This is a genomic window from Streptomyces sp. WAC04114, assembly GCF_019733245.1.
GTDB classification, from domain to species: domain Bacteria; phylum Actinomycetota; class Actinomycetes; order Streptomycetales; family Streptomycetaceae; genus Streptomyces; species Streptomyces massasporeus_A.
In genome coordinates this window covers 1-18,879 of record NZ_JAIGQA010000163.1, presented here as the reverse complement: position 1 = coordinate 18,879, position 18,879 = coordinate 1, and the positions used below count along the sequence as shown (strand labels likewise).

15 protein-coding genes are annotated in these 18,879 nt (G+C 71.2%); 11 read left to right on the top strand and 4 right to left on the bottom strand.

All coding sequences use genetic code 11. The features are described from left to right. The first annotated feature begins 102 nt into the window (after positions 1–102). The 8 genes from K4G64_RS30940 to K4G64_RS30905 all read left to right on the top strand — a co-directional run bounded on the left by K4G64_RS30940 (position 103) and on the right by K4G64_RS30905 (position 11,701). Positions 103–1,380, top strand: a complete 1,278-nt coding sequence (locus tag K4G64_RS30940; RefSeq protein ID WP_221759243.1) for an extracellular solute-binding protein — start codon at positions 103–105, stop codon at positions 1,378–1,380. A 124-nt stretch (positions 1,381–1,504) separates the two neighbouring features. Further along, on the top strand, positions 1,505–2,389 hold the full coding sequence (locus K4G64_RS30935) for a carbohydrate ABC transporter permease (RefSeq protein ID WP_221759247.1): 885 nt from the start codon (positions 1,505–1,507) through the stop codon (positions 2,387–2,389). Beyond that, positions 2,386–3,234, top strand: coding sequence for a carbohydrate ABC transporter permease (locus tag K4G64_RS30930; RefSeq protein WP_221759242.1), 849 nt, complete (start codon positions 2,386–2,388; stop codon positions 3,232–3,234). Before K4G64_RS30935 ends, K4G64_RS30930 begins: the two co-directional genes overlap by 4 nt. 149 nt (positions 3,235–3,383) lie before the next feature. Next, a complete protein-coding gene (locus K4G64_RS30925) occupies positions 3,384–4,313 on the top strand; it encodes an ectonucleotide pyrophosphatase/phosphodiesterase (protein WP_308122539.1) in 930 nt (309 codons plus the stop codon). After that, a complete protein-coding gene (locus K4G64_RS30920) occupies positions 4,310–7,240 on the top strand; it encodes a glycoside hydrolase family 2 TIM barrel-domain containing protein (RefSeq protein ID WP_221759241.1) in 2,931 nt (976 codons plus the stop codon). Before K4G64_RS30925 ends, K4G64_RS30920 begins: the two co-directional genes overlap by 4 nt. A 34-nt stretch (positions 7,241–7,274) precedes the next feature. Continuing rightward, positions 7,275–9,101, top strand: coding sequence for a LamG-like jellyroll fold domain-containing protein (locus K4G64_RS30915; protein WP_221759240.1), 1,827 nt, complete (start codon positions 7,275–7,277; stop codon positions 9,099–9,101). A gap of 20 nt (positions 9,102–9,121) precedes the next feature. After that, positions 9,122–10,807, top strand: a complete 1,686-nt coding sequence (locus tag K4G64_RS30910; RefSeq protein ID WP_221759239.1) for a PHP domain-containing protein — start codon at positions 9,122–9,124, stop codon at positions 10,805–10,807. Positions 10,808–10,873: 66 nt separating this feature from the next. After that, positions 10,874–11,701, top strand: a complete 828-nt coding sequence (locus K4G64_RS30905) for a PaaX family transcriptional regulator C-terminal domain-containing protein (RefSeq protein ID WP_221759238.1) — start codon at positions 10,874–10,876, stop codon at positions 11,699–11,701. On the opposite strand, the gene K4G64_RS30900 is transcribed toward K4G64_RS30905, so the two are convergent. Genes K4G64_RS30900 through K4G64_RS30885 form a run of 4 tightly spaced genes read right to left on the bottom strand, consistent with a single transcriptional unit; the run spans position 11,692 to position 15,473 of the window. Then, positions 11,692–12,147 (bottom strand): MaoC family dehydratase, encoded by a 456-nt coding sequence (locus K4G64_RS30900; RefSeq protein WP_221759237.1) that lies wholly within the window; start codon positions 12,145–12,147, stop codon positions 11,692–11,694. The two genes, K4G64_RS30905 and K4G64_RS30900, sit on opposite strands and share 10 nt — an antisense overlap. Then, the gene (locus K4G64_RS30895; protein WP_221759236.1) at positions 12,144–13,658 is read right to left on the bottom strand and encodes a long-chain fatty acid--CoA ligase; all 1,515 of its coding nucleotides are present in this window, start codon (positions 13,656–13,658) and stop codon (positions 12,144–12,146) included. Before K4G64_RS30895 ends, K4G64_RS30900 begins: the two co-directional genes overlap by 4 nt. Positions 13,659–13,668: 10 nt before the next feature. Further along, on the bottom strand, positions 13,669–14,544 hold the full coding sequence (locus K4G64_RS30890; protein ID WP_221759245.1) for an amidohydrolase family protein: 876 nt from the start codon (positions 14,542–14,544) through the stop codon (positions 13,669–13,671). An 11-nt stretch (positions 14,545–14,555) separates the two neighbouring features. Next, positions 14,556–15,473, bottom strand: coding sequence for an SDR family oxidoreductase (locus K4G64_RS30885; RefSeq protein WP_308122538.1), 918 nt, complete (start codon positions 15,471–15,473; stop codon positions 14,556–14,558). 225 nt (positions 15,474–15,698) lie between these two features. Here K4G64_RS30885 and K4G64_RS30880 point away from each other — a divergent pair, with 225 nt between their 5' ends. The 3 genes from K4G64_RS30880 to K4G64_RS30870 all read left to right on the top strand — a co-directional run. After that, on the top strand, positions 15,699–16,124 hold the full coding sequence (locus tag K4G64_RS30880) for a MarR family transcriptional regulator (RefSeq protein WP_308122540.1): 426 nt from the start codon (positions 15,699–15,701) through the stop codon (positions 16,122–16,124). An 80-nt stretch (positions 16,125–16,204) separates the two neighbouring features. Then, positions 16,205–17,551, top strand: a complete 1,347-nt coding sequence (locus K4G64_RS30875; protein WP_221759234.1) for an MFS transporter — start codon at positions 16,205–16,207, stop codon at positions 17,549–17,551. Then, the coding region (locus tag K4G64_RS30870) for a S9 family peptidase (protein WP_260461205.1) at positions 17,548–18,879 on the top strand (1,332 nt) is incomplete at its 3' end. The genes K4G64_RS30875 and K4G64_RS30870, both read left to right, overlap by 4 nt.

Below are 18,879 nucleotides of genomic sequence, written 5' to 3'. Positions count from 1 at the left end.
CACCCCTTCCGGTCCCCGCGCCTCCGGAACAGGGCGGCACTGACTCTCCCCCTCTCCCCCAAGCACCCTCCGCATGTTGAACAGGAACAACAGGAGTGACCCGTGGACCTTTCCCGTAGAGGCTTCCTCCAGGCCGCCGCGCTGACCGCGGCCGCCTCCGGTCTGACCGTCGCCTGCGGCGGCGGCTCGGGATCGACCGGTGGCAAGAACGGCAAGAACCTCACCTTGTGGTACTGGGGAGGCGCACTCAGCGACAAGGTGGTCGCCGAGGCGATGACGCACTTCAGCGGTCAGGTGAAGCTCACCGCCTCCTCCATAGGCGGCGACTTCAAGCAGAAGCTCACCACCACGCTCGCCGCGGGCGCCTCCGTGCCCGACATCACCGGCATCAAGGGCGAGGACATGGCGTCCTTCCTGCCCAACGCGGGCCGCTTCCTCGACCTGAACGACCTGGGCTTCAAGAAGATCGCGTCCCAGTACCTGGACTGGAAGACCAAACTCGCCCGGACTGAGGACGGCAGGCAGATCGGCTTCCCGATCGACATCGGCCCCACCGCGCTCTTCTACCGGGCGGACCTGTTCGACAAGGCCGGACTGCCCACCGACCCCGACAAGGTCGCCGCCCGGGCCGGGACCTGGGAGGAGTACTTCGCGCTCGGCACCGAGTTGAGGAAGAAGGTGCCCGGTACCTACCTGGTCAACAACATCGGCTCCGTGTTCACCATGGTGGTCGGGCAGGGGACCGAGCGGTTCATCGACAAGGACAACCACTTCATCGGCGACCAGGACCACATCCGCACCGCCTGGACCACGGCGGTCCGCCCCTACACCCTCGGCCTCGACGCCAAGATCAACGACAACTCCTGGAACGCCGCCGTGGGCAGGAGCCTGACCACCGAGCTCGGCGCGGCCTGGCACGCGCTGGACATCGAGCAGGCGGCCCCGAAGACCAAGGGCAAGTGGCGGGTCTGCGCGATGCCCGGCGGGCCGGCCAACCAAGGCGGCTCCTACCTGGCCCTGCCCAGGCAGTGCCGGAACCCCGAAGAGGCGTTCAAGATCATCAGCTGGATACTCAGCCCCGAGAACGACGCCCGCGGCTTCACCGACGCCGCGATCTTCCCCGCCGCGCCGGCGGCGTACGCCATGCCGGCCATGACGGGCGGGGACCCCTTCTTCGGCGGGCAGAAGGTCATCGACGTGTTCGGCCCGGCCGCCAAGGCCATCCCGTCCAGCTACGAGGCACCCGCCGACGCCGCCGTCATGGCTCCCTTCATGACCGAGCTGACCAGCATCGAGGCCAAGGGCAAGAAGCCCGACGCCGCCTGGAGGGACGCGGTGAGCCAGGCCAAGCAGATCGCCCGCCGCCAGGGGGTGAACTGAGGTGACCTCACCTCCGGTCACCGGTTCCGCCGCGGTGCCCCGGCACCACGGCGGGCCCGGCCCGGCCCGCTTCCGCCCGCGGCGCACGGTGCCCGCGGGCACCGTGCGGCCGAGGCGTCGCGGTGTGCTGTCCCACTGGCGGCAGTACCTCGCGATCTCGCCCTTCTTCCTGATCTTCGGCGTTTTCTCGTTCTTCCCGGTCTTCTACTCGCTGTACCTCGCCTTCCAGCGCTGGGACGGCCTGGGCGACGTGCAGTTCGTGGGGCTGCAGCAGTTCCGGTTTCTCCTGGACGACCCGGTCTTCTGGCTGTCGATCCGCAACACCCTGGTCATCTGGGTGCTGTCCACCGTCCCCACGCTGTTCGGCGCCCTGGTGCTGGCGACGCTGCTGCACTCGGTACGCCGCTTCAAGGGCTTCTACCGCATCGCCCTGTACGTACCGAACGTCACCTCGATCGTCGCCGTGGCGATCTTCTTCGGCGCGGTGTTCAGCAACAACTTCGGCCTGGTCAACGCGATCCTGGGCACGGTCGGGATCTCGCCCGTCCCGTGGCTGAGCAATCCGTGGCTGATCAAGCTGGTCATCGCGCTGCTGATGACCTGGATGTGGACCGGCTACAACATAATCATCTACCTGGCCGGCCTCCAGGCCATCCCCACCCAGATCTACGAGGCGGCCAGGCTGGACGGCGCCGGGCCGATCCGCACGTTCTTCCAGATCACCATGCCGATCATGCGGCCGATCATCCTGTTCACCGTCATCATCTCGACCATCAACGGCCTGCAGAGCTTCAGCGAACCCCAGGTCCTGTTCGGCAGCAACGCCGCCAACCCGAACCTCGGCGGCCCCGGCCAGGCGGGCCTGACCACGCTGCTGTACTTCTACCAGTCGGCCTTCGTCAACAACGACTACGGCTACGGCGCGGCCATCGTGTGGGCCTTCTTCGTACTGATCATGGTGCTGGTCGTCGTCAACTGGCGTCTGGTCCAGCGCGGGAGGAAGTCATGACCGCAGTGGTCCCCAGGCGGTCCCGGCGCCCCAAAGGCCTGACCGCGCACATCGTCCTCGTCCTGGCCGTGCTGATCTCGGTCTTCCCGTTCGTGTGGACGATCGTCATGGCGACGAACACCACCGAGGACATCTACAAGAGCCCGCCGAAGCTGACCTTCGGCTCCCACCTGCTGGAGAACATCCGGCACGTGCTGGACACCATCGACTTCTTCGGGTCGATGCTGAACACGCTCGTCGTCGCGACCGTCACGACCGTCCTCGTCCTGTTCGTCGACTCCCTGGCGGCGTTCGTGTTCGCCAAGTTCGACTTCCCCGGCCGCAAGACGCTGTTCGCCCTGCTGGTGGGGTTCATGATGCTGCCGCTCCAGCTGGCCGTGCTCCCGCAGTTCATCCTCATGTCCGACATCGGCTGGGTCGGCACGCTCAAGGCGCTCGTCCTGCCCGCCCTCGCCAACGCCTTCGGCATCTTCTGGCTGCGCCAGTACATAGAGAACGGCGTGCCGGACGAACTCCTCGACGCCGCGCGCATCGACGGTGCCGGGTTCTTCCGCCAGTACTGGAACATCGTGCTGCCGATGATCAAGCCGGCGCTGTCCTTCCTCGCCATCTACGCCTTCGTCGGCGCCTGGAACGACTACATCTGGCCGCTGGTCGTGCTCAACGACCCCACCCACCTCACCCTCCAGGTGGCCCTGGCCCAGCTCCACGTCGGCCACACCACCGACTACAGCATGGTCATGGCCGGTGTCCTCATGGCGTCCGTGCCGCTGGTGGTGGTCTTCACGATCTTCGCCCGCGGGTTCATCGCGGGGGCCACGGAGGGGGCGGTGCAGGGGAGTTGACGCGCACCGAAGGGTGGCGCCCCCAAGGGGCGCGGGGCTGCATCGATGTGCGGCTCCGCCGCGTGGGCGCGACCAGCCACCGCAGGCGTGCAGCCAAGAACCGGCGGTCGGTCCCGAGTTCGTAGCGATCACAGAAGAAGGGCACCCCAGTGACGGACGTCAACACCGAGGCCCGACGCCCCAAGGTCCTCGTCGTCGGCATGGACGGCCTGCGCTACGACCGCCTGACCCGCTCGCCCGCCAACGCCCCGGTCCTGCACGCCCTGATGGCCGCGGGCGCCGTCGGCACGAGCCTGCTGCCCTACGGCCGGCCCGACGACGAGCCGTCGAGCACCACGGCCTACACCGACTCCGGCCCCGGCTGGTCGAGCATCCTCACCGGAGTGTGGCCCGACCGCCACGGAGTCACCGGCAACGATTTCAAGGGCGCCGACTACGCCCGCTACCCCGACTTCCTGACCCGCGCCGCCCGCGCCCGGCCCGGTCTGCGCACGGCGGCCGCCGTCTCCTGGCCGGCCCTGGTCCGCCGCGGCACCCTCGGCCGGACCATCGGCCGACGGGTGCGCCACAACGGCGAATCCAAGGGCTACGAGACCGCGGACCGCCGTGTCGCCCGCACCGTCCTGCGCTGGCTCACCAAGTCCGACCCGGACGCGCTGTTCGTGTACTTCGGCGCCACCGACGAGGCCGGTCACGACACGGGCCCCCTCTCCCCCGCCTACGACCGGGCCCTCCTCGCCCAGGACGCCCACCTCGGGCAGCTGCTCGCGGCGATCGGGGCCCGGGCGGCGGACCCCCGCCGTGCCGAGGAGCACTGGACCGTGCTGATCACCACGGACCACGGGCACCTCGACTCCGGCGGCCACGGCGGCGACTCCCGCGCCGAGCGGGAGGTCTTCGTCGTACTCGACGAACCGGGCGGGTCCGCCCGGCCCGCAGGCACCCGGCTGGACACGCCCCGCCTCATCGACATCGCCCCCACCGTCCTGGACCGTCTCGGCATCCCCGTCGACCCCGCCTGGGGCCTGCAGGGCCGCGTCCTGCCCAGCCCCACCGCACCGACTCCGGAATGGTCATGAACGACACACCCCACGATCCCCTGACAGCCCTGCGCCCCTGGGAGGCCCCCGAGGTGACCTCCTGGGGCCGGCTGCCGATGAACGCCGTCGACCGGCGCTCCGGAGCCGTCCCGCTCGACGGCGACTGGCTCTTCCAGCTGCTGCCCGCGCCGGACGCCCCGCTCGGGGAGGTCTGGTCGTCGTCGTACGTCCCCGGTGTGTGGACCATGCAGGGCACCCGCGACCTCCCGCGGTACCTCAACATCCGCATGCCGTTCGCCGAGTTCCCGCCGGACGTGCCCGCCGCCAACCCCACCGGGGTGTACGAGCGTTCGGTGGACGTGCCGGCCGAGTGGGCCGGGCGGCGGATCGTCCTCCAGGTCGGGGCCGCCGAGAGCGTGCTGCTGGTGCACGTGGACGGGCGGCCCGTCGGGATCTCCAAGGACTCGCACCTGGCCGCCGAGTTCGACCTGACGGGCCTGGTACGCCCCGGGGAGCGGACCACCGTACGCCTGACCGTGGTGAAGTGGTCGGACGCCTCGCACATCGAGGACCAGGACCAGTGGTGGCACGGCGGGATCACCCGCTCGGTGCTGCTGTACACCGTCGACCCGCTGCATCTCGCGGACGTGACCGTGCGGGCCCGGCGCGACGGCGACCTGCTGGTGGAGTGCCGGGTGCGGGACACGGGGTCACTGCCCGAGGGCTGGTACGTCAGCGGGGAGCTGGACGGGCACCTGCTCACACAGGACACGGAGTTCGACCGGGCCAACGCCGAGGACGAGCGCGTCTCCGACTTCCTCGGCGAGGCGCGGCTGCGTGCCGTCGTGCCGGAGGTGCGCACCTGGAACGCCGAGACGCCCGAGCTGTACGGCCTGACCGTCCGCCTCCACCGCGCCGACGGCACGGTCGCCGACACCTCCCGGCACCGTGTCGGCTTCCGCGACGTCGAGATCGACGGCCGGGACCTGCTGGTCAACGGTGAGCGGGTGTTCATCCGCGGCGTCAACCGGCACGACTTCCACCCGCTGACCGGGCGGACGGTGACCTGCGACGACATGCGCGCGGACCTCGTCCTGCTGAAGCGGTTCGGTTTCAACGCGATCCGCACCGCGCACTACCCGAACGACCCGGCCCTGTACGACCTGGCCGACGAGCTCGGCTTCTACGTCGTCGACGAGGCCGACATCGAATCCCACGATCACGCGCACGAGATCGCCGACGACCCGCGCTACCTGGGCGCCTTCGTGGACCGGGTCGCGCGGATGGTGCTGCGCGACAAGAACCACCCGTCCGTCATCATCTGGTCGCTGGGCAACGAGTCCGACTACGGCGCGAACCACGACGCGGCGGCGGGCTGGGTGCGCCGGCACGACCCGACCCGGCCGGTGCAGTACGAGGGCGCGGCCAAGCGCGGCTGGGCCGATCCGGACCTGGCCTCCGACCTCGCCTGCCCGATGTACGCCCCACTGGAGGAGTGCCTCGCGCACGCCCTGTCCGGCACCCAGACCAAGCCGCTCGTCCAGTGCGAGTACTCGCACGCCATGGGCAACAGCAACGGCACGCTGGCGGACCATTGGGCGGCCATCGAGGCCACCCCGGGTCTTCAGGGCGGGTTCATCTGGGAGTTCTGGGACCACGGCATCCTCCAGCGTGTGAACGACGGCAGACCGGCCGGGCGTGGGGGCGCCGGGCTCTATGACAACGGTGTCGCCGCGCCCGGGCACCGCTGGGCGTACGGCGGCGACTTCGGCGAGACGGACCACGACGGCGCCTTCATCGCCGACGGGGTCGTCTTCCCCGACCGCACCCCCAAGCCGGTCATGTTCGAGCACCGGGAGATCGCCGCGCCGGTGCGGATCGACAGCTTCCGGCACGAGGGCGTGGTCCTGGGCAACCGCCAGCACTTCCGGGGCCTGGACTGGCTGTCCGGCGAGTGGGAGCTCTCCCTCGCCGACGGTGGCACCCTGACCGCCCCCGCCGAGCTGCCCGATCTGCGGCCCGGCCAGACGGCCGCCGTGCCGCTGCCGTTCGAGCTGCCCGAGGACGGCGGCGAAGCGTGGCTGACCCTGCGGGTCACGACAGCCGGGGACGAGTCGTGGGCACCGCGCGGCACGGCGGTGTGCCAGCCGCAGGTCCAACTGCGGGCGCCGCTCCCGCCGGCGCACAGCCGGGTCCCGGACGGCACGGTCGAGGTCGACGAGGACGGGCTGCTGGTCCATCCGCTGCTGACGGCCGCGCCCACCCTGTCGCTGTGGCGGGCGCCGACCGACAACGACGAACTGGGCGGCATGGCGGACCGCTGGCGGGAGTGGGGTCTCGAGGCGCCCGCCCGCGAGCTCGTCCGCGTACGGCGGTCCCCCGGCCGGGTCGCCGTGGTGTCCGACTACCTTTGCGCGGGCGGGACCGTCCGGCACGAGCAGGTGCTGACGGCCGTGGACGGCGGGCTGATCGTCGACGAGAGTGCCGAGCTGCCCGAGGCGCTGCACGACGTGGCCCGGGTCGGGACCGTGTTCGAGACGGTCCCGGGGCTGAACCTGCTGGAGTGGTTCGGGCAGGGCCCCTGGGAGTCGTATCCGGACCGGGCCGCGGGCGCGCCCGTCGGCCACCACCGCCTCCCGGTGGACGAGCTGTTCACGCCCTATCTGCGGCCGCAGGAGAGCGGCGGACGGCACGGCGTACGGCGGTTCACGCTGTCCGCGCCCGACGCCACCGGCCTCACGGTGCGGCTGGACCGGGCCCGCCAGGTCTCCGTGACCCGGCACCGTGCGGCCGATCTCGCGGCCGTCGCGCACCATGACGAACTGGTGCCGCGGGCCGGGTGCGTGGTGCACATCGACGCGGCGCACCGCGGACTGGGCACGGCCTCCTGCGGGCCCGACACCTTCGCTTCCTACCTCGTCGCGGCAGGCGTCCACCGCTGGAGCTGGACCCTGCGCGTTCTCTGAGTTCCTCCCCTCTCAGTCACCCCATGGAGCACCCGTGTGCACTTCGCATGACCACGACCTGGGCGAGGCGCCCCGGGCCGGTGCCGGACGACGCGGTTTCCTTCGTGCGACGGCGCTGCTCGGCGCGACGGCGGCGGCGGTGACCGCGCTGCCCGCCGTCACCGCCGAGGCGGCGGCCTCGACGTGGCGACCCGACCCGCGCAGCCGCCGCTTCACGCTCGCGGTGATGCCGGACACGCAGTACCTCTTCGACGGGCCGAGCATCGACAAGGCGCCGGTCGAGGCCTCGTTGCGTTATCTGGTGGAGCACGGCCGGGAGGAGAACATCGTCTTCCTGTCCCACCTCGGTGACCTCACGCAGAACGGCGCGAAGGAGGAGTTCTCCGCGATCGGGGAGGCGTTCCGGCTGCTGGACCGGCGGGGCGTCGGCTACAGCGTCCTGGCCGGCAACCACGACGTGAAGTCGTCGACGACGGACCAGCGCGGCTCGACACCGTACATGGACGCCTTCGGGCCGCGGCGGTTCGAGGGGCAACGGACCTTCGGCGGTGCCTCCCCGGACGGCTACAACACCTTCCACCGGTTCGCGGCGGGCGGCCGGGAGTGGCTGGTGCTCGCGCTGGACTGGCGGCTGTCGCCGCGGGGCTACGCGTGGGCGAAGGACGTACTGGCGAAGCACCCGAAGACGCCGGTGATCCTCACGACGCACGAACTGGTCGTCGAGGACGACACGTTGTCGGACTACGGGCAGCAGTTGTGGGTCCAGCTGATCGAGGACCACGACCAGATCTTCCTGGCCCTGGGCGGGCACTACTGGCCCGCCGCCAGCGCGACCCGGAAGAACCCGGCCGGGCACGACGTCCATCTGCATCTGACGAACTACCAGAACCGCTACTTCGGCGGCGCGGCGATGATCCGTCTCTACCGGTTCGACCTGGACCGCGGGGTCATCGACGTGGAGACGCTCTCGCCGTGGATCCTGGGCCGGGCCGCGAAGGGGCTCAACGAGCTGGAGCGGCAGGAGATGGAGCTGAGCGGCGACGCCGACCGCTTCTCCGTCGAGATCGACTTCCAGAAACGGTTCTCCGGCTTCGCGCCCTTGCCCGCCCGTCCGGCGCGGCCCGCCGCGGAGCTGCTCGTCCCGGGCACGGTGGCGTACTGGCGGTTCGAGAAGCCCGTGGCGGGGAGGGTCCGTGACCTGTCCGGGCGGGGCAACGACCTCTCCCTCGTCACCGTCGGCGGCGGCACGCTGGGCTGGTCGGCCGACCACCATCCCGACCAGCCGGGCCACGGCAGCCTGGAGTTCCAGGGCTTCAAGTCCCCGCTGAAGGGCGCGTATCTGAGGACCGTCGACGGCGCCCCGCTCAACGCGGCGACGTTCGAGGACGGTTACACCATCGAGGCGTTCTACCGGCTGCCCGCCGACTGGGACCCCGACCACCACGCCTGGTCGGGCCTGGTCTCCCGCACGGGCACGGGCTGCGCCGCCGGAAAGACCGCCGACGACCCTGACGAGCCCCTGGCGACGCTGTCGCTGTCCAACGACCGTGAACCGCAGTGGGCGATGCGCCCGCTCGACCAGCAGGGCCTCGCCACCAACTGGGGCCAGGAGACGCCGCTGGAGACCTGGTGGCACCTCGCGGTCGTCAACGACGGCGGACACACCACGCTCTATGTCGAGGGCTGCCCGGTGCTCCGCAACCCCAAGGCGCCCTCTACCGGCATCACCTCCGTCGGCCTGCCGTGGCTGCTCGGCGGCTACGAGTACGGCGGCAAGATCGACCAGATCTTCCACGGCCGGCTCGGCGACGTCCGGATCGTCGCCCGGGCGCTGCCCGTCACCTCCTTCATGAATCAATGAGAACCCGAAGGGCCCCGATCATGACCGAGCAGCAACTGCCCACCTGGGCCGATCCGTCCGTCTCCCCCGCCGCCCTCGACCCGCAGGGTGTCTCCCGCCGCGGGCTCCTGCGCCGCGCGGGCCTCTTCGGCGCCGCGTTCGCCCTGGGCTCGGCGGCAACCGGTCGGACTCCCGCCCTGGCCGCCGGTGACAGACGGCCGGGCGGCGAGGACCCGCACCTCGCCTACCTCGTCGGCGACCACCACATCCACTCCGTGTACAGCCACGACGCCAAGTACACGTTCTCCCAGCTCGCTGCCGCGGGAGCGAAGTACGGCCTGGACTGGATGGTGTTCACCGAGCACTCCAACTTCGGGCACGCCGAATTCGGGGCCGCACTGGAGCACAAGGAGATCCTGAAAGCACGCGCCGAGAACCCGCGGCAGCTGATCTTCCAGGGCCTGGAGTGGTACATCCCGGCCGCCGAGCACTGCACGGTGTTCACCGCGCCCGGCCGGCACGAGGTCGACGTGCTGACCCGCTTCGAGCGCGCCTACGACGGCAAACTCCTCGCCTACGACAAGGGCGGCCCGGCCGACACGGACACCGCCCGCAACGAGGCACACGCGGTCGAGGCGATCAAGTGGCTGGCCGAGCAACGCCGTTCGGGCTACGTCGACGACCTGCTGGTGCTGGCCAACCACCCGATGCGCCTGGGCATCGACTCCCCGCACGAGATGCGCAACTGGCGGGACGCGGCTCCCGAGATCATGATCGGCATGGAGGGCGCGCCCGGTGCCCAGGGCGCGGCCATCCCCGGCTGGAGGGGGGCCACATCGATCCGCGGCGAGTACGAGAACAAGCCGTCCGCGCAGTCCTGGCCGGGATATCCGGCGGACGCCTACCTGACGTACGGCGGCTTCGACTGGGCGACGGCGACCGTCGGCGGACTGTGGGACTCGATGCTGGCCGAGGGCCGGCTGTTCTCGATCACCACCAACTCCGACGCCCACCGCATCGTCTTCGACACCTGGAAGAACGGCGACTGGCAGCCCGGCCAGAGCTTCGACACCACGGGCAGGCTTCCCGACCCGGTGAACACGGACACCCCGCAGCCCGGCAGCGACTTCTGGCCCGGCCAGTTCAGCCGCACCCACGTGGGCGTGACCCGGTACGGCTACCGCGCGGTGATGGCGGGGATGCGGGCGGGCCGGGTCTGGCTGGACCACGGGCATCTGCTCGACGGGCTCGACGTCCGCCTGACCCGGGACCGCGACCGGGGCCGGGGCCGGGGTGTGACGCTCGGCGGCCGGCTGCGGGTGCGCAAGGGCGAGAAGCTCACCCTGAACGTCACGGTGACGACCGCCTCGCGGCCCAACCCGCACGGGATCCTGCCCGAGTTGGCGCACGTGGACGTCGTCCGCGGAGCGGTGCGCGGCCCGGTCGCCGACCCCGACACCTGGAAGGCACCCGACACCCGGGTGGTCGAGTCCAGGGACGTCTCGGGCCGCAACGGCACCTACACGCTGCGCATCCCGCTGACCGCGGGCGAGGAGTCCTTCTACGTCCGGCTGCGCGGCAGCGACGGCAACCGCAACGGCCCCGGCTGGCTCGGCGCGTCGATCGACCCGCACGGGCCGGTGCCGCACGCGCCCGGCGACGGTGACCCGTGGGCGGACACGTGGTTCTACTCGAACCCGGTCTTCGTCGACGTCGAGGGTTCCTGACCTCCGGGTACCAGCAGGTCACGGCCCCATCGAGGGGACCGGTCGCGCGGAGGTACGGTGGGCCGCGTGACCGGTGAAGAGTCGCTGCGGCCCCAGTCCCTGATGCTGACGTTCCTGGGCGACCAGGTGCTCGGCCGCGACGTGTGCGTGTACTCGGGCAGTGTCATCGACGTGTTCGCCCGCGCCGGGATCGGCGAGCAGGCCACGCGCTCCACGCTGAGTCGCATGGTGGGCCGTGACCTGCTGCGCCGGCAGCGCGAGGGCCGGCGCATGTACTTCGGGCTGACCGAACGCTCGGAGGCGGTGCTGCGCGACGGCGAGCAGCGCATCTGGCAGACGGGCGCCGTCAACCGGCACTGGGACGGCACCTGGACACTGCTCGGCTTCTCCCTGCCGGAGTCCTGGCAGCGCCGGCGCCACGACCTGCGCTCCCGGCTGACCTGGAGCGGTTTCGGCCCGCTGTTCAACGGCCTGTGGATCGCCCCCGGCGAGGTCGATGTGTCGGCCCTGGTGGCCGAGCTCGGCCTGTCCGCCCATGTGAAGGTGTTCCGGGCACACGCGGACACGGGTACGGACATCGGCCAGATGATCGAGGAGACCTGGGAGCTGTCCGACCTGGCCGGGCGCTACCAGGCGTTCGTGGAGCGCTGGCAGCCCTGGGAGGACGACCTGCCGGACGCCGGTGACGCGCTCGTGCTGCGCCTGCGCCTGCAGACGGAGTGGCTGCGGATCGTCCGGCGCGACCCACGGCTGCCCGTCGGGCACCTGCCGGACGACTGGCCGGCCGAGCAGGCCGAGAAGACGTTCCGGACGGTCCACGAGCGGCTCTCACCGCTCGCCCAGGAGGCCTCGGAACGTCTTCTGGACCTGGTGCCGGCGCGGCCTCAGGCGTAGAACCGCGACAGGCTCTGCAGCACCGCGGCCGGCTTGGTGACGCCCTCGATCTCGATGGCACCCTCGACGGTGATCTGCACGCCGCCCGGCACCTCCTCGACCTCGGCGAGCCTCGCCGTCAGGCGGATGCGGGAGCCTACCTTGACCGGGGAGGGGAAACGCACCTTGTTGAGGCCGTAGTTGACCTTCGTCGTCACGCCCTGGACGTCCAGCAGCTCGGTGAACAGGGGGATGAAGAGGGAGAGCGTGAGGTAGCCGTGCGCGATGGGGGCGCCGAAGGGGCCCTGCTTCGCGCGCTCGGGGTCCACGTGGATCCACTGGTGGTCGCCCGTGGCGTCGGCGAAGGTGTCGATGCGCTCCTGCGTCACCTCGATCCACTCGCTGGTGCCGAGGTCGCTGCCGGCGAGCTTCTTGAGTTCGTCGAGGCCGTTGACGGTGATGCTCATGCGGATCCTTCACTCTTGCCGTAGCGGGTACGGACGCGGGACTTGAGGAGTTTTCCGGAGGCGGTGCGCGGGAGTTCGTCCGCGATGACCACCGACTTCGGGATCTTGTACTTGGCGAGGCGGCCCGCGAGGGAGGCGAGCACCTCGTCGGGGTCGAGGGCGGCGCCCTCGCGGGGCACGACGACCGCGCGGGGCACCTCGCCCCACGTGTCGTCCGGCACCCCGATCACCGCGCACTCGACGATGTCGGGGTGGGCGAGGAGCCGGTCCTCGATCTCGGCGGGGTAGATGTTCTCGCCGCCCGAGATGATCATGTCCTTGATGCGGTCGACGATGTGGACGTAGCCGTCCTCGTCGACCTGGGCGGCGTCCCCGCTGCGGAACCAGCCGTCCGTGAAGGAGGCGGCCGTCTCCTCGGGCAGCCCCCAGTAGCCGGGCATGACGTGCGGGCCGCGCACCACCACCTCGCCCACCTCGCCCGGGCCGACCGGCGACAGGTCCGGCCGGACCACGCGGACGTCGCTGAAGAAGTGCGGTACGCCCGCGGAACCCGCCTTGGCGACGGCGTGTTCGGCGTCGAGGAAGAGCGTGCCGGGAGCGGCCTCCGTCATGCCGTAGCCCTGGAGGAAGGTCAGGCCGCGCTCCTGGTACGTCTCGATCAGCGGGGTGGGGACCGGGGAGCCGCCGCAGGTGAGGATGCGCAGCGAGGAGAGGTCCGCGTCCGGCCAGCGCGGGTGGCGGGCCACCTGGTCGAACATCGTCGGCACTCCGAACATGAAGGTGATGCGGTGGCGTTCGACGAGGTCGAAGGTGGCGTCCGGGTCGAAGGCCTCGACCAGGACGCAGGTGCCGCCCTTGAGCAGGACCGGCAGGGTCAGCATGTTCAGGCCCGCCGTGTGGAACAGCGGGGCGGAGACCAGGGCGCGTTCGTCGGCGATCAGGTCGGTGTCGACGAGGACGTTGACCGCGTTCCAGGTGAGGTTGCCGTGGGTGAGCATGGCGCCCTTGGGGCGGCCGGTCGTGCCCGAGGTGTACATGATGATGCAGGTGTCGTCGGCGCCGACCGGTTCGTCGATCGGCTCCGCGGACGCCTCGGCGACGGCCGCCTCGTACTCGTCGCCGGCCTCCAGGTAGACGCGGACGTCCGTGCTGCCGGGCAGGCCGGCGACCAGACCGGCGTAGGACGGGCCGTGGACGAGGGCGCGGGCGCCGGAGTCGGCGAGCTGGTAGGCGATCTCGGGGCCGGCGAGGCGGATGTTGAGCGGGACGAAGATCGCACCGAGGGTGCCGGCCGCGAACAGGGTCTCCAGGTAGGAGGGGTGGTTCGGGCCGAGGTAGGCGATGCGGTCACCGCGGCGCACGCCCCGGGCGCGCAGGGCGTGGGCCAGTCGGGTGGTGCGGGTGTGGAGGGTGCCGTAGTCGGTGGCGGACTCGCCGTGGATCAGGGCGGTGCGGTGCGGGGTCTTGCGGGCCCGGCGTGCGGGCCATGACCCCAGTCCCTCGTTGCGCATGTCACGCCCCTTACGGTTGCGTCAGCCCGAGCAGGCGGGCCGCGTTCTCCTTGAGGATCTTCGGCCGGACCTCGTCCTTGATCGTCAGCTTGCCGAAGTCGGCGAGCCAGCGGTCGGGGGTGAGGACGGGGAAGTCGGAGCCGAAGAGGACCTTGTCCTTGAGCAGGGTGTTCGCGTACTGCACGAGCTGCGGCGGGAAGTACTTCGGCGACCAGCCGGACAGGTCGATGTGCACGCCCGGCTTGTGCGTGGCGACGGCCAGCGCCTCGTCCTGCCAGGGGAAGGACGGGTGCGCCAGGATGATCTTCAGGTGCGGGAAGTCGGCCGCCACGTCGTCCACATGGAGCGGGTTGGAGTACTTCAGCCTGATCCCGCCCCCGCCGGGGACTCCGGCGCCGATGCCCGTCTGGCCGGTGTGGAAGAGGGCGATCGTGCCCGTCTCCTCGATCACCTCGTACAGGTCGTACGCCACCGCGCGGTCGTTGGGGAAGAAGCCCTGGATGCTGGGGTGGAACTTGAAGCCCTTCACCCCGTATTCCTCGACCAGGCGGCGGGCCCGCTTCACTCCGGCCTTTCCCCGGAAGGGGTCGACGGAGGCGAAGGGGATGAGGACGTCGGCGTTGGCGGCGGCCGCCTCGGCGACCTCCTCGTTGGGGACGGGCGGGGTGCCGGTCGCGGACTCGGCGTCGACCGTGAAGATCACGGCGGCCATGTTCCGCTCGCGGTAGTACGCGGCGGTCTCCTCCAGGGTCGGCTTCCGCTTGCCCTCGACCTTGAAGTACGCGGAGGAGGCGTCGTGCAGGTCGTCGTCCAGGGAGGAGTGACCCCTGGAAGACACCTCGGCGTGGGTGTGGACGTCGATCGCGACCAGGTCGTCGACGTTCATCGAGCGGTCCATCACGCCTCCGGGAACTTCGGCGCCGGGATGCCGACCGACTGGAGCTCGGCACCGACCGAGGTGGGCCAGGCGTCGGCCAGCGTGTCCGGGGTCCAGCCGCCGTCAGCGTAGGCCGCCCTGATCTCCTGCGGGTGCGACCAGAGTGACACCTTGTCGCCGCCGATGCCGATGGCCTGGCCGGTGACGCCCCGGGCGGCCTCGGAGGCGAGGAACGGGACGAGGGCCGCGCAGTCCTCGGGGGTGCCGAAGCCCTCGCCCTTGCGCAGGAAGTCCGGGAGCGGCTCGCCGTTCCTCATGGCCTCGATGTACGGGGCGAAGGCCGGGATGGTCTCGGTCATCGCGGTGGCGGCGACCGGCACGATCGCGTTGACCGTGATGCCCGCGCGGCCCAGCTCCATCGACCAGGTGCGGGCCATCGCCGCGATGCCGGCCTTGGCCGCGGCGTAGTTCGTCTGGCCGAAGTTGCCGCGCTGGCCGGCCGGGGAGCCGACCAGGATCAGCGAGCCGCCCTCGCCCTGCTCGCGCATCCGGACGGCGGCGGCGCGGGCGCAGGTGAAGGTGCCCTTGAGGTGGGTGGTGAGGACGGCGTCGAAGTCCTCGTCGGTCATCTTCCACAGGACCTTGTCGCGCAGGATGCCCGCGTTGGTGACGAGGACGTCGAGCCGGCCGAACTCGTCGACCGCGCGGTTCACCAGCCGGTCGGCGGCCTCGGAGGTGCCGACCGGGACGACCTCGGCGACGGCCCTGCCGCCCGCTTCCACGAGGGACTTCACGGCCGCCTCGGCCACCGCCTCGTCGACGTCGTTGACGACCACGGACGCGCCGTGGGCGGCCAGGGCGTGGGCGTAGGCGAGGCCGAGGCCGCGACCGCTGCCGGTGACGACGGCGGCCTTGCCGGAGAGATCGATGCTGGGCACGAGCGGGTCCCTTCGCACGGGTTCGACTGCGGGTCGCAGGACTGCACGTCGGTCGGGTTCGACTGCGAGATCGAAGCTAAGAGCAATAATTGTCGTCGTCAATAGTTGTTGCCGTCCTGTGGGTGCGGGATGCTGGAATCAGCAGGAAGCAGCACCGAGCCCAGGGAGCCCGCCATCACACGCGAGAACGTCACCGCGAAGCCCATCGACGCCCACGAGCCGTGGATGCGCGGCCTGCACGCCGACACGGGCTACCTGCTGTACCGCCTGGGCCTGCGCTCGGGACAGCTCTTCAACGCCTGCCTCCAGGAATCGGGCCTGCGCCTGCGCCACTACGCGGTGCTGCGCTTCCTCGCCGGCACCGACGGCGCCCCGCAGCGCGAACTGAGCACGCGGCTCGGCTACGACCCGAGCGCGATCGTCGGCCTGGTCGACGACCTGGAGAAGCTGGGCTTCGCCGAGCGCCGCCCCTCCCCGGACGACCGCCGCAGCCGGATCGTCGTCCTGACCGACCGCGGCCGCGACTTCCTGCGCGACACCGACGAGGCAGGCCTGCGGGTGACCGGCGAACTGCTGGGTCCGCTGGACCCGGCCGAGCGGGAGTTGCTGCACGCACTGCTGCTGCGGATCGCGGAGGACGGCCTGAACTGATGTTGTGCAAATAGTTGACGGCTGCATGATGGATGCATAACTTCACGGACCAACCGCGCCCCGTCCCCAGGGAGCCCACCGTGCAGCCATCTCCGTCCGTTCCCCAACCCTCCCCCGATTCACGGCAGTTGCGCCGCGTCGCCGTGTCCGGCCTGCTCGGCACGACCGTCGAGTTCTACGACTTCCTCGTCTACGGCACCGTCGCCGCACTCGTCTTCGGCGAACTGTTCTTCCCCCGGGCCGACCCGGCGGTCGGCACCATCGCGGCGTTCGGCACCTTCGCCGCGGGCTATCTCGCCCGGCCGCTCGGCGGCATCCTCTTCGGACACTTCGGCGACCGGCTGGGCCGCAAGTCGATGCTGCTGCTCACCATGGTCCTGATGGGCTCCGGCAGCTTCCTCATCGGCCTGCTGCCGACCTACGACACCATCGGCGTCTGGGCGCCGGTCCTGCTCGTCGCCCTGCGCGTGGTGCAGGGCATCGCGATCGGCGGCGAGTGGGGCGGCGCGATGCTGATGGTCGTCGAGCACGCCGAGCACGCCCGGGGTTCCCGGCGCGGCCTGTGGTCCAGCTTCACCCAGCTCGGCGCCCCGCTCGGCTCCGTGCTGTCGGCCGGTGTGGTCACCCTCGTCGCCACCCTGCCGGACGACCAGTTCCGTTCCTGGGGCTGGCGGGTGCCGTTCCTGCTCAGCATCGTGCTGCTCGGCGTCGGCCTGTTCGTGCGTCTGAAGGTCGCCGAGAGCCCGCTGTTCGCGCAGGTCAAGCGGGAGCCGGTGGACCGGCCGCCGATCGTGGAGGTGCTGCGCCGCCCGAAGCCCGTGCTGCTGGCCGCCTGTGTCGGCATCGGCGCCTTCACCGCCCAGTCCCTGCTGACCAGCTTCATGATCTCCTACGCCGTCGACGAGGGGTACACCCGCCCACAGGTGCTGACCGCCGTCACCGTCGCCTCCTGCGTGGCCCTCGTCGTCCTGCCCACCGCGTCCGCGCTCTCGGACCGCGTCGGCCGCCGGCCCGTCGTCCTCGCCGGAGCCGTCGGCTCGGCGGCGCTCGCCTTCCCGGTGCTGGCCCTGGTCGACTCCGGCTCCCCCGGCCTGCTGATCCTCGCCCTGGCACTCGGCCACGGCGTCGCCCAGTCCACGATGTACGGGCCGCTGGGCGCCCTGCTCACCGAGATGTTCGGCACCCGCGTCCGCTACACCGGCGCCTCCCTCGGCTACCAGGGCGCGACCCTGATCGGCGCCGGGTTCTCCCCGCTGATCGCCGGCAGCCTCCTGGCCTCCTTCGGCGGCGGCAGCACCCCGGTGTCACTGCTCCTGTGCGCGGGCGCCGCGATCACCGCGGTCACCGTGTGGCGGCTGCGCGAGACGCACACGGACGCGCTGGACTCCCCCGCCGCCGCCCCCGCCCTGGAAGGAACCCCGCGTTGAGGATCCGCCTCGCTCTACTGACGACCGCCTGCCTGTCCCTGGCGGCGACCGCCCTGCCCGCGCAGGCCGTCACCACGGACACCCACCTGGAGGGCCAGCTCCCGACCGGCGCCGCGTACGTGATGGACGTCCCCGCGTCCTGGAACGGCACGGTCCTGCTCTACAGCCACGGCTACACCCCGGCCGGAGCTCCCAACCCGGCCCAGAACACGCCCGGTCCGGCCGCCCGCGACAAGCTGCTGGCCGAGGGCTACGCCCTGATCGGCTCCTCGTATGCGACGAACGGCTGGGCGATCACCGAGGCGGTGCCCGACCAGCTCGCCACCCTGGACCTGTTCACGCAGAAGTTCGGCCCGGCCGGGCGCACGCTCGCCTGGGGAACGTCCTACGGCGGCCTCGTCACCAGCATGCTCGCCGAGCGGCACGCCGACCGGTTCGACGGTTCACTGTCGATGTGCGGGCTGGTGCAGGGCGGTGTCGCCAACTGGAACAGCACCCTGGACCCGGTGTTCGCGCTGCGCACCCTGCTCGCCCCGGACTCCCGTGTCCGGCTCGCGGGGTTCGCCGACCAGGCGGAGGCGGTCGCCGCCGGCAAGTCGCTCACCTCGAAGGTCGACGCGGCCCAGCGGACCCCCGAGGGCAGGGCCCGGATCGCCCTGGCCGCCGCCCTGCACAACATCCCCGGCCACAACGACCCTTCGCAGACCGCGCCCGGCCCCACCGACTGGCGGACCGCGCAGTCCAACCAGTACTCCGCGATCCGGGGCCTGCTCCAACTGCCCGCGTTCAGCTGGCGGCAGGAGGCCGAGAGCCGGGCCGGCGGCAACCCGTCCTGGAACACGGGCGTCGACTACCGCTCGATGCTCGAACGGTCCCCGCTGTACAAAGAGGTGACGGAGCTCTACAAGGAGGCGGGACTGTCCTTGCGCACGGACCTCTCGGCCCTGGGCCGGGCACCCCGGATCTCCCCCGACCCTGCGGCGGTGCGGTGGATGCGCGGCACCAGCGTGCCCGCCGGCCGCCTCACCGACCCCCAGCTGAACATCCACACCACCGGTGACGCCCTCATCCCGGTGCAGTCGGAGAGCGCCTACCGGCGGGCCGCGACGGCGGTGGGCTCCGCCGGGCTCCTCCGCCAGGCGTACGTCGACGCCCCGGGCCACTGCACCTTCACCCCGGGCGAGACACTGGCCGCCCTGCACACCCTGGAGCACCGCCTGGACACCGGCCGCTGGGACGCCTCACCCGGCGCCCTCAACTCCCTTGCGAGGGCCGAGGACCCGACCGCCGAGCCCCGCTACCTCCCGTACCGCCCCAGCAGTTACCCC

Bases quoted from the DNA above. Each gene is read 5' to 3' on its own strand.
- K4G64_RS30930 (WP_221759242.1), top strand. From the start codon at position 2,386: ATGACCGCAGTGGTCCCCAGGCGGTCCCGGCGCCCCAAAGGCCTGACC.
- K4G64_RS30920 (WP_221759241.1), top strand. From the start codon at position 4,310: ATGAACGACACACCCCACGATCCCCTGACAGCCCTGCGCCCCTGGGAG.
- K4G64_RS30910 (WP_221759239.1), top strand. From the start codon at position 9,122: ATGACCGAGCAGCAACTGCCCACCTGGGCCGATCCGTCCGTCTCCCCC.
- K4G64_RS30900 (WP_221759237.1), bottom strand. From the start codon at position 12,147: ATGAGCATCACCGTCAACGGCCTCGACGAACTCAAGAAGCTCGCCGGC.
- K4G64_RS30895 (WP_221759236.1), bottom strand. From the start codon at position 13,658: ATGCGCAACGAGGGACTGGGGTCATGGCCCGCACGCCGGGCCCGCAAG.
- K4G64_RS30890 (WP_221759245.1), bottom strand. From the start codon at position 14,544: ATGAACGTCGACGACCTGGTCGCGATCGACGTCCACACCCACGCCGAG.
- K4G64_RS30880 (WP_308122540.1), top strand. From the start codon at position 15,699: ATGCGCGGCCTGCACGCCGACACGGGCTACCTGCTGTACCGCCTGGGC.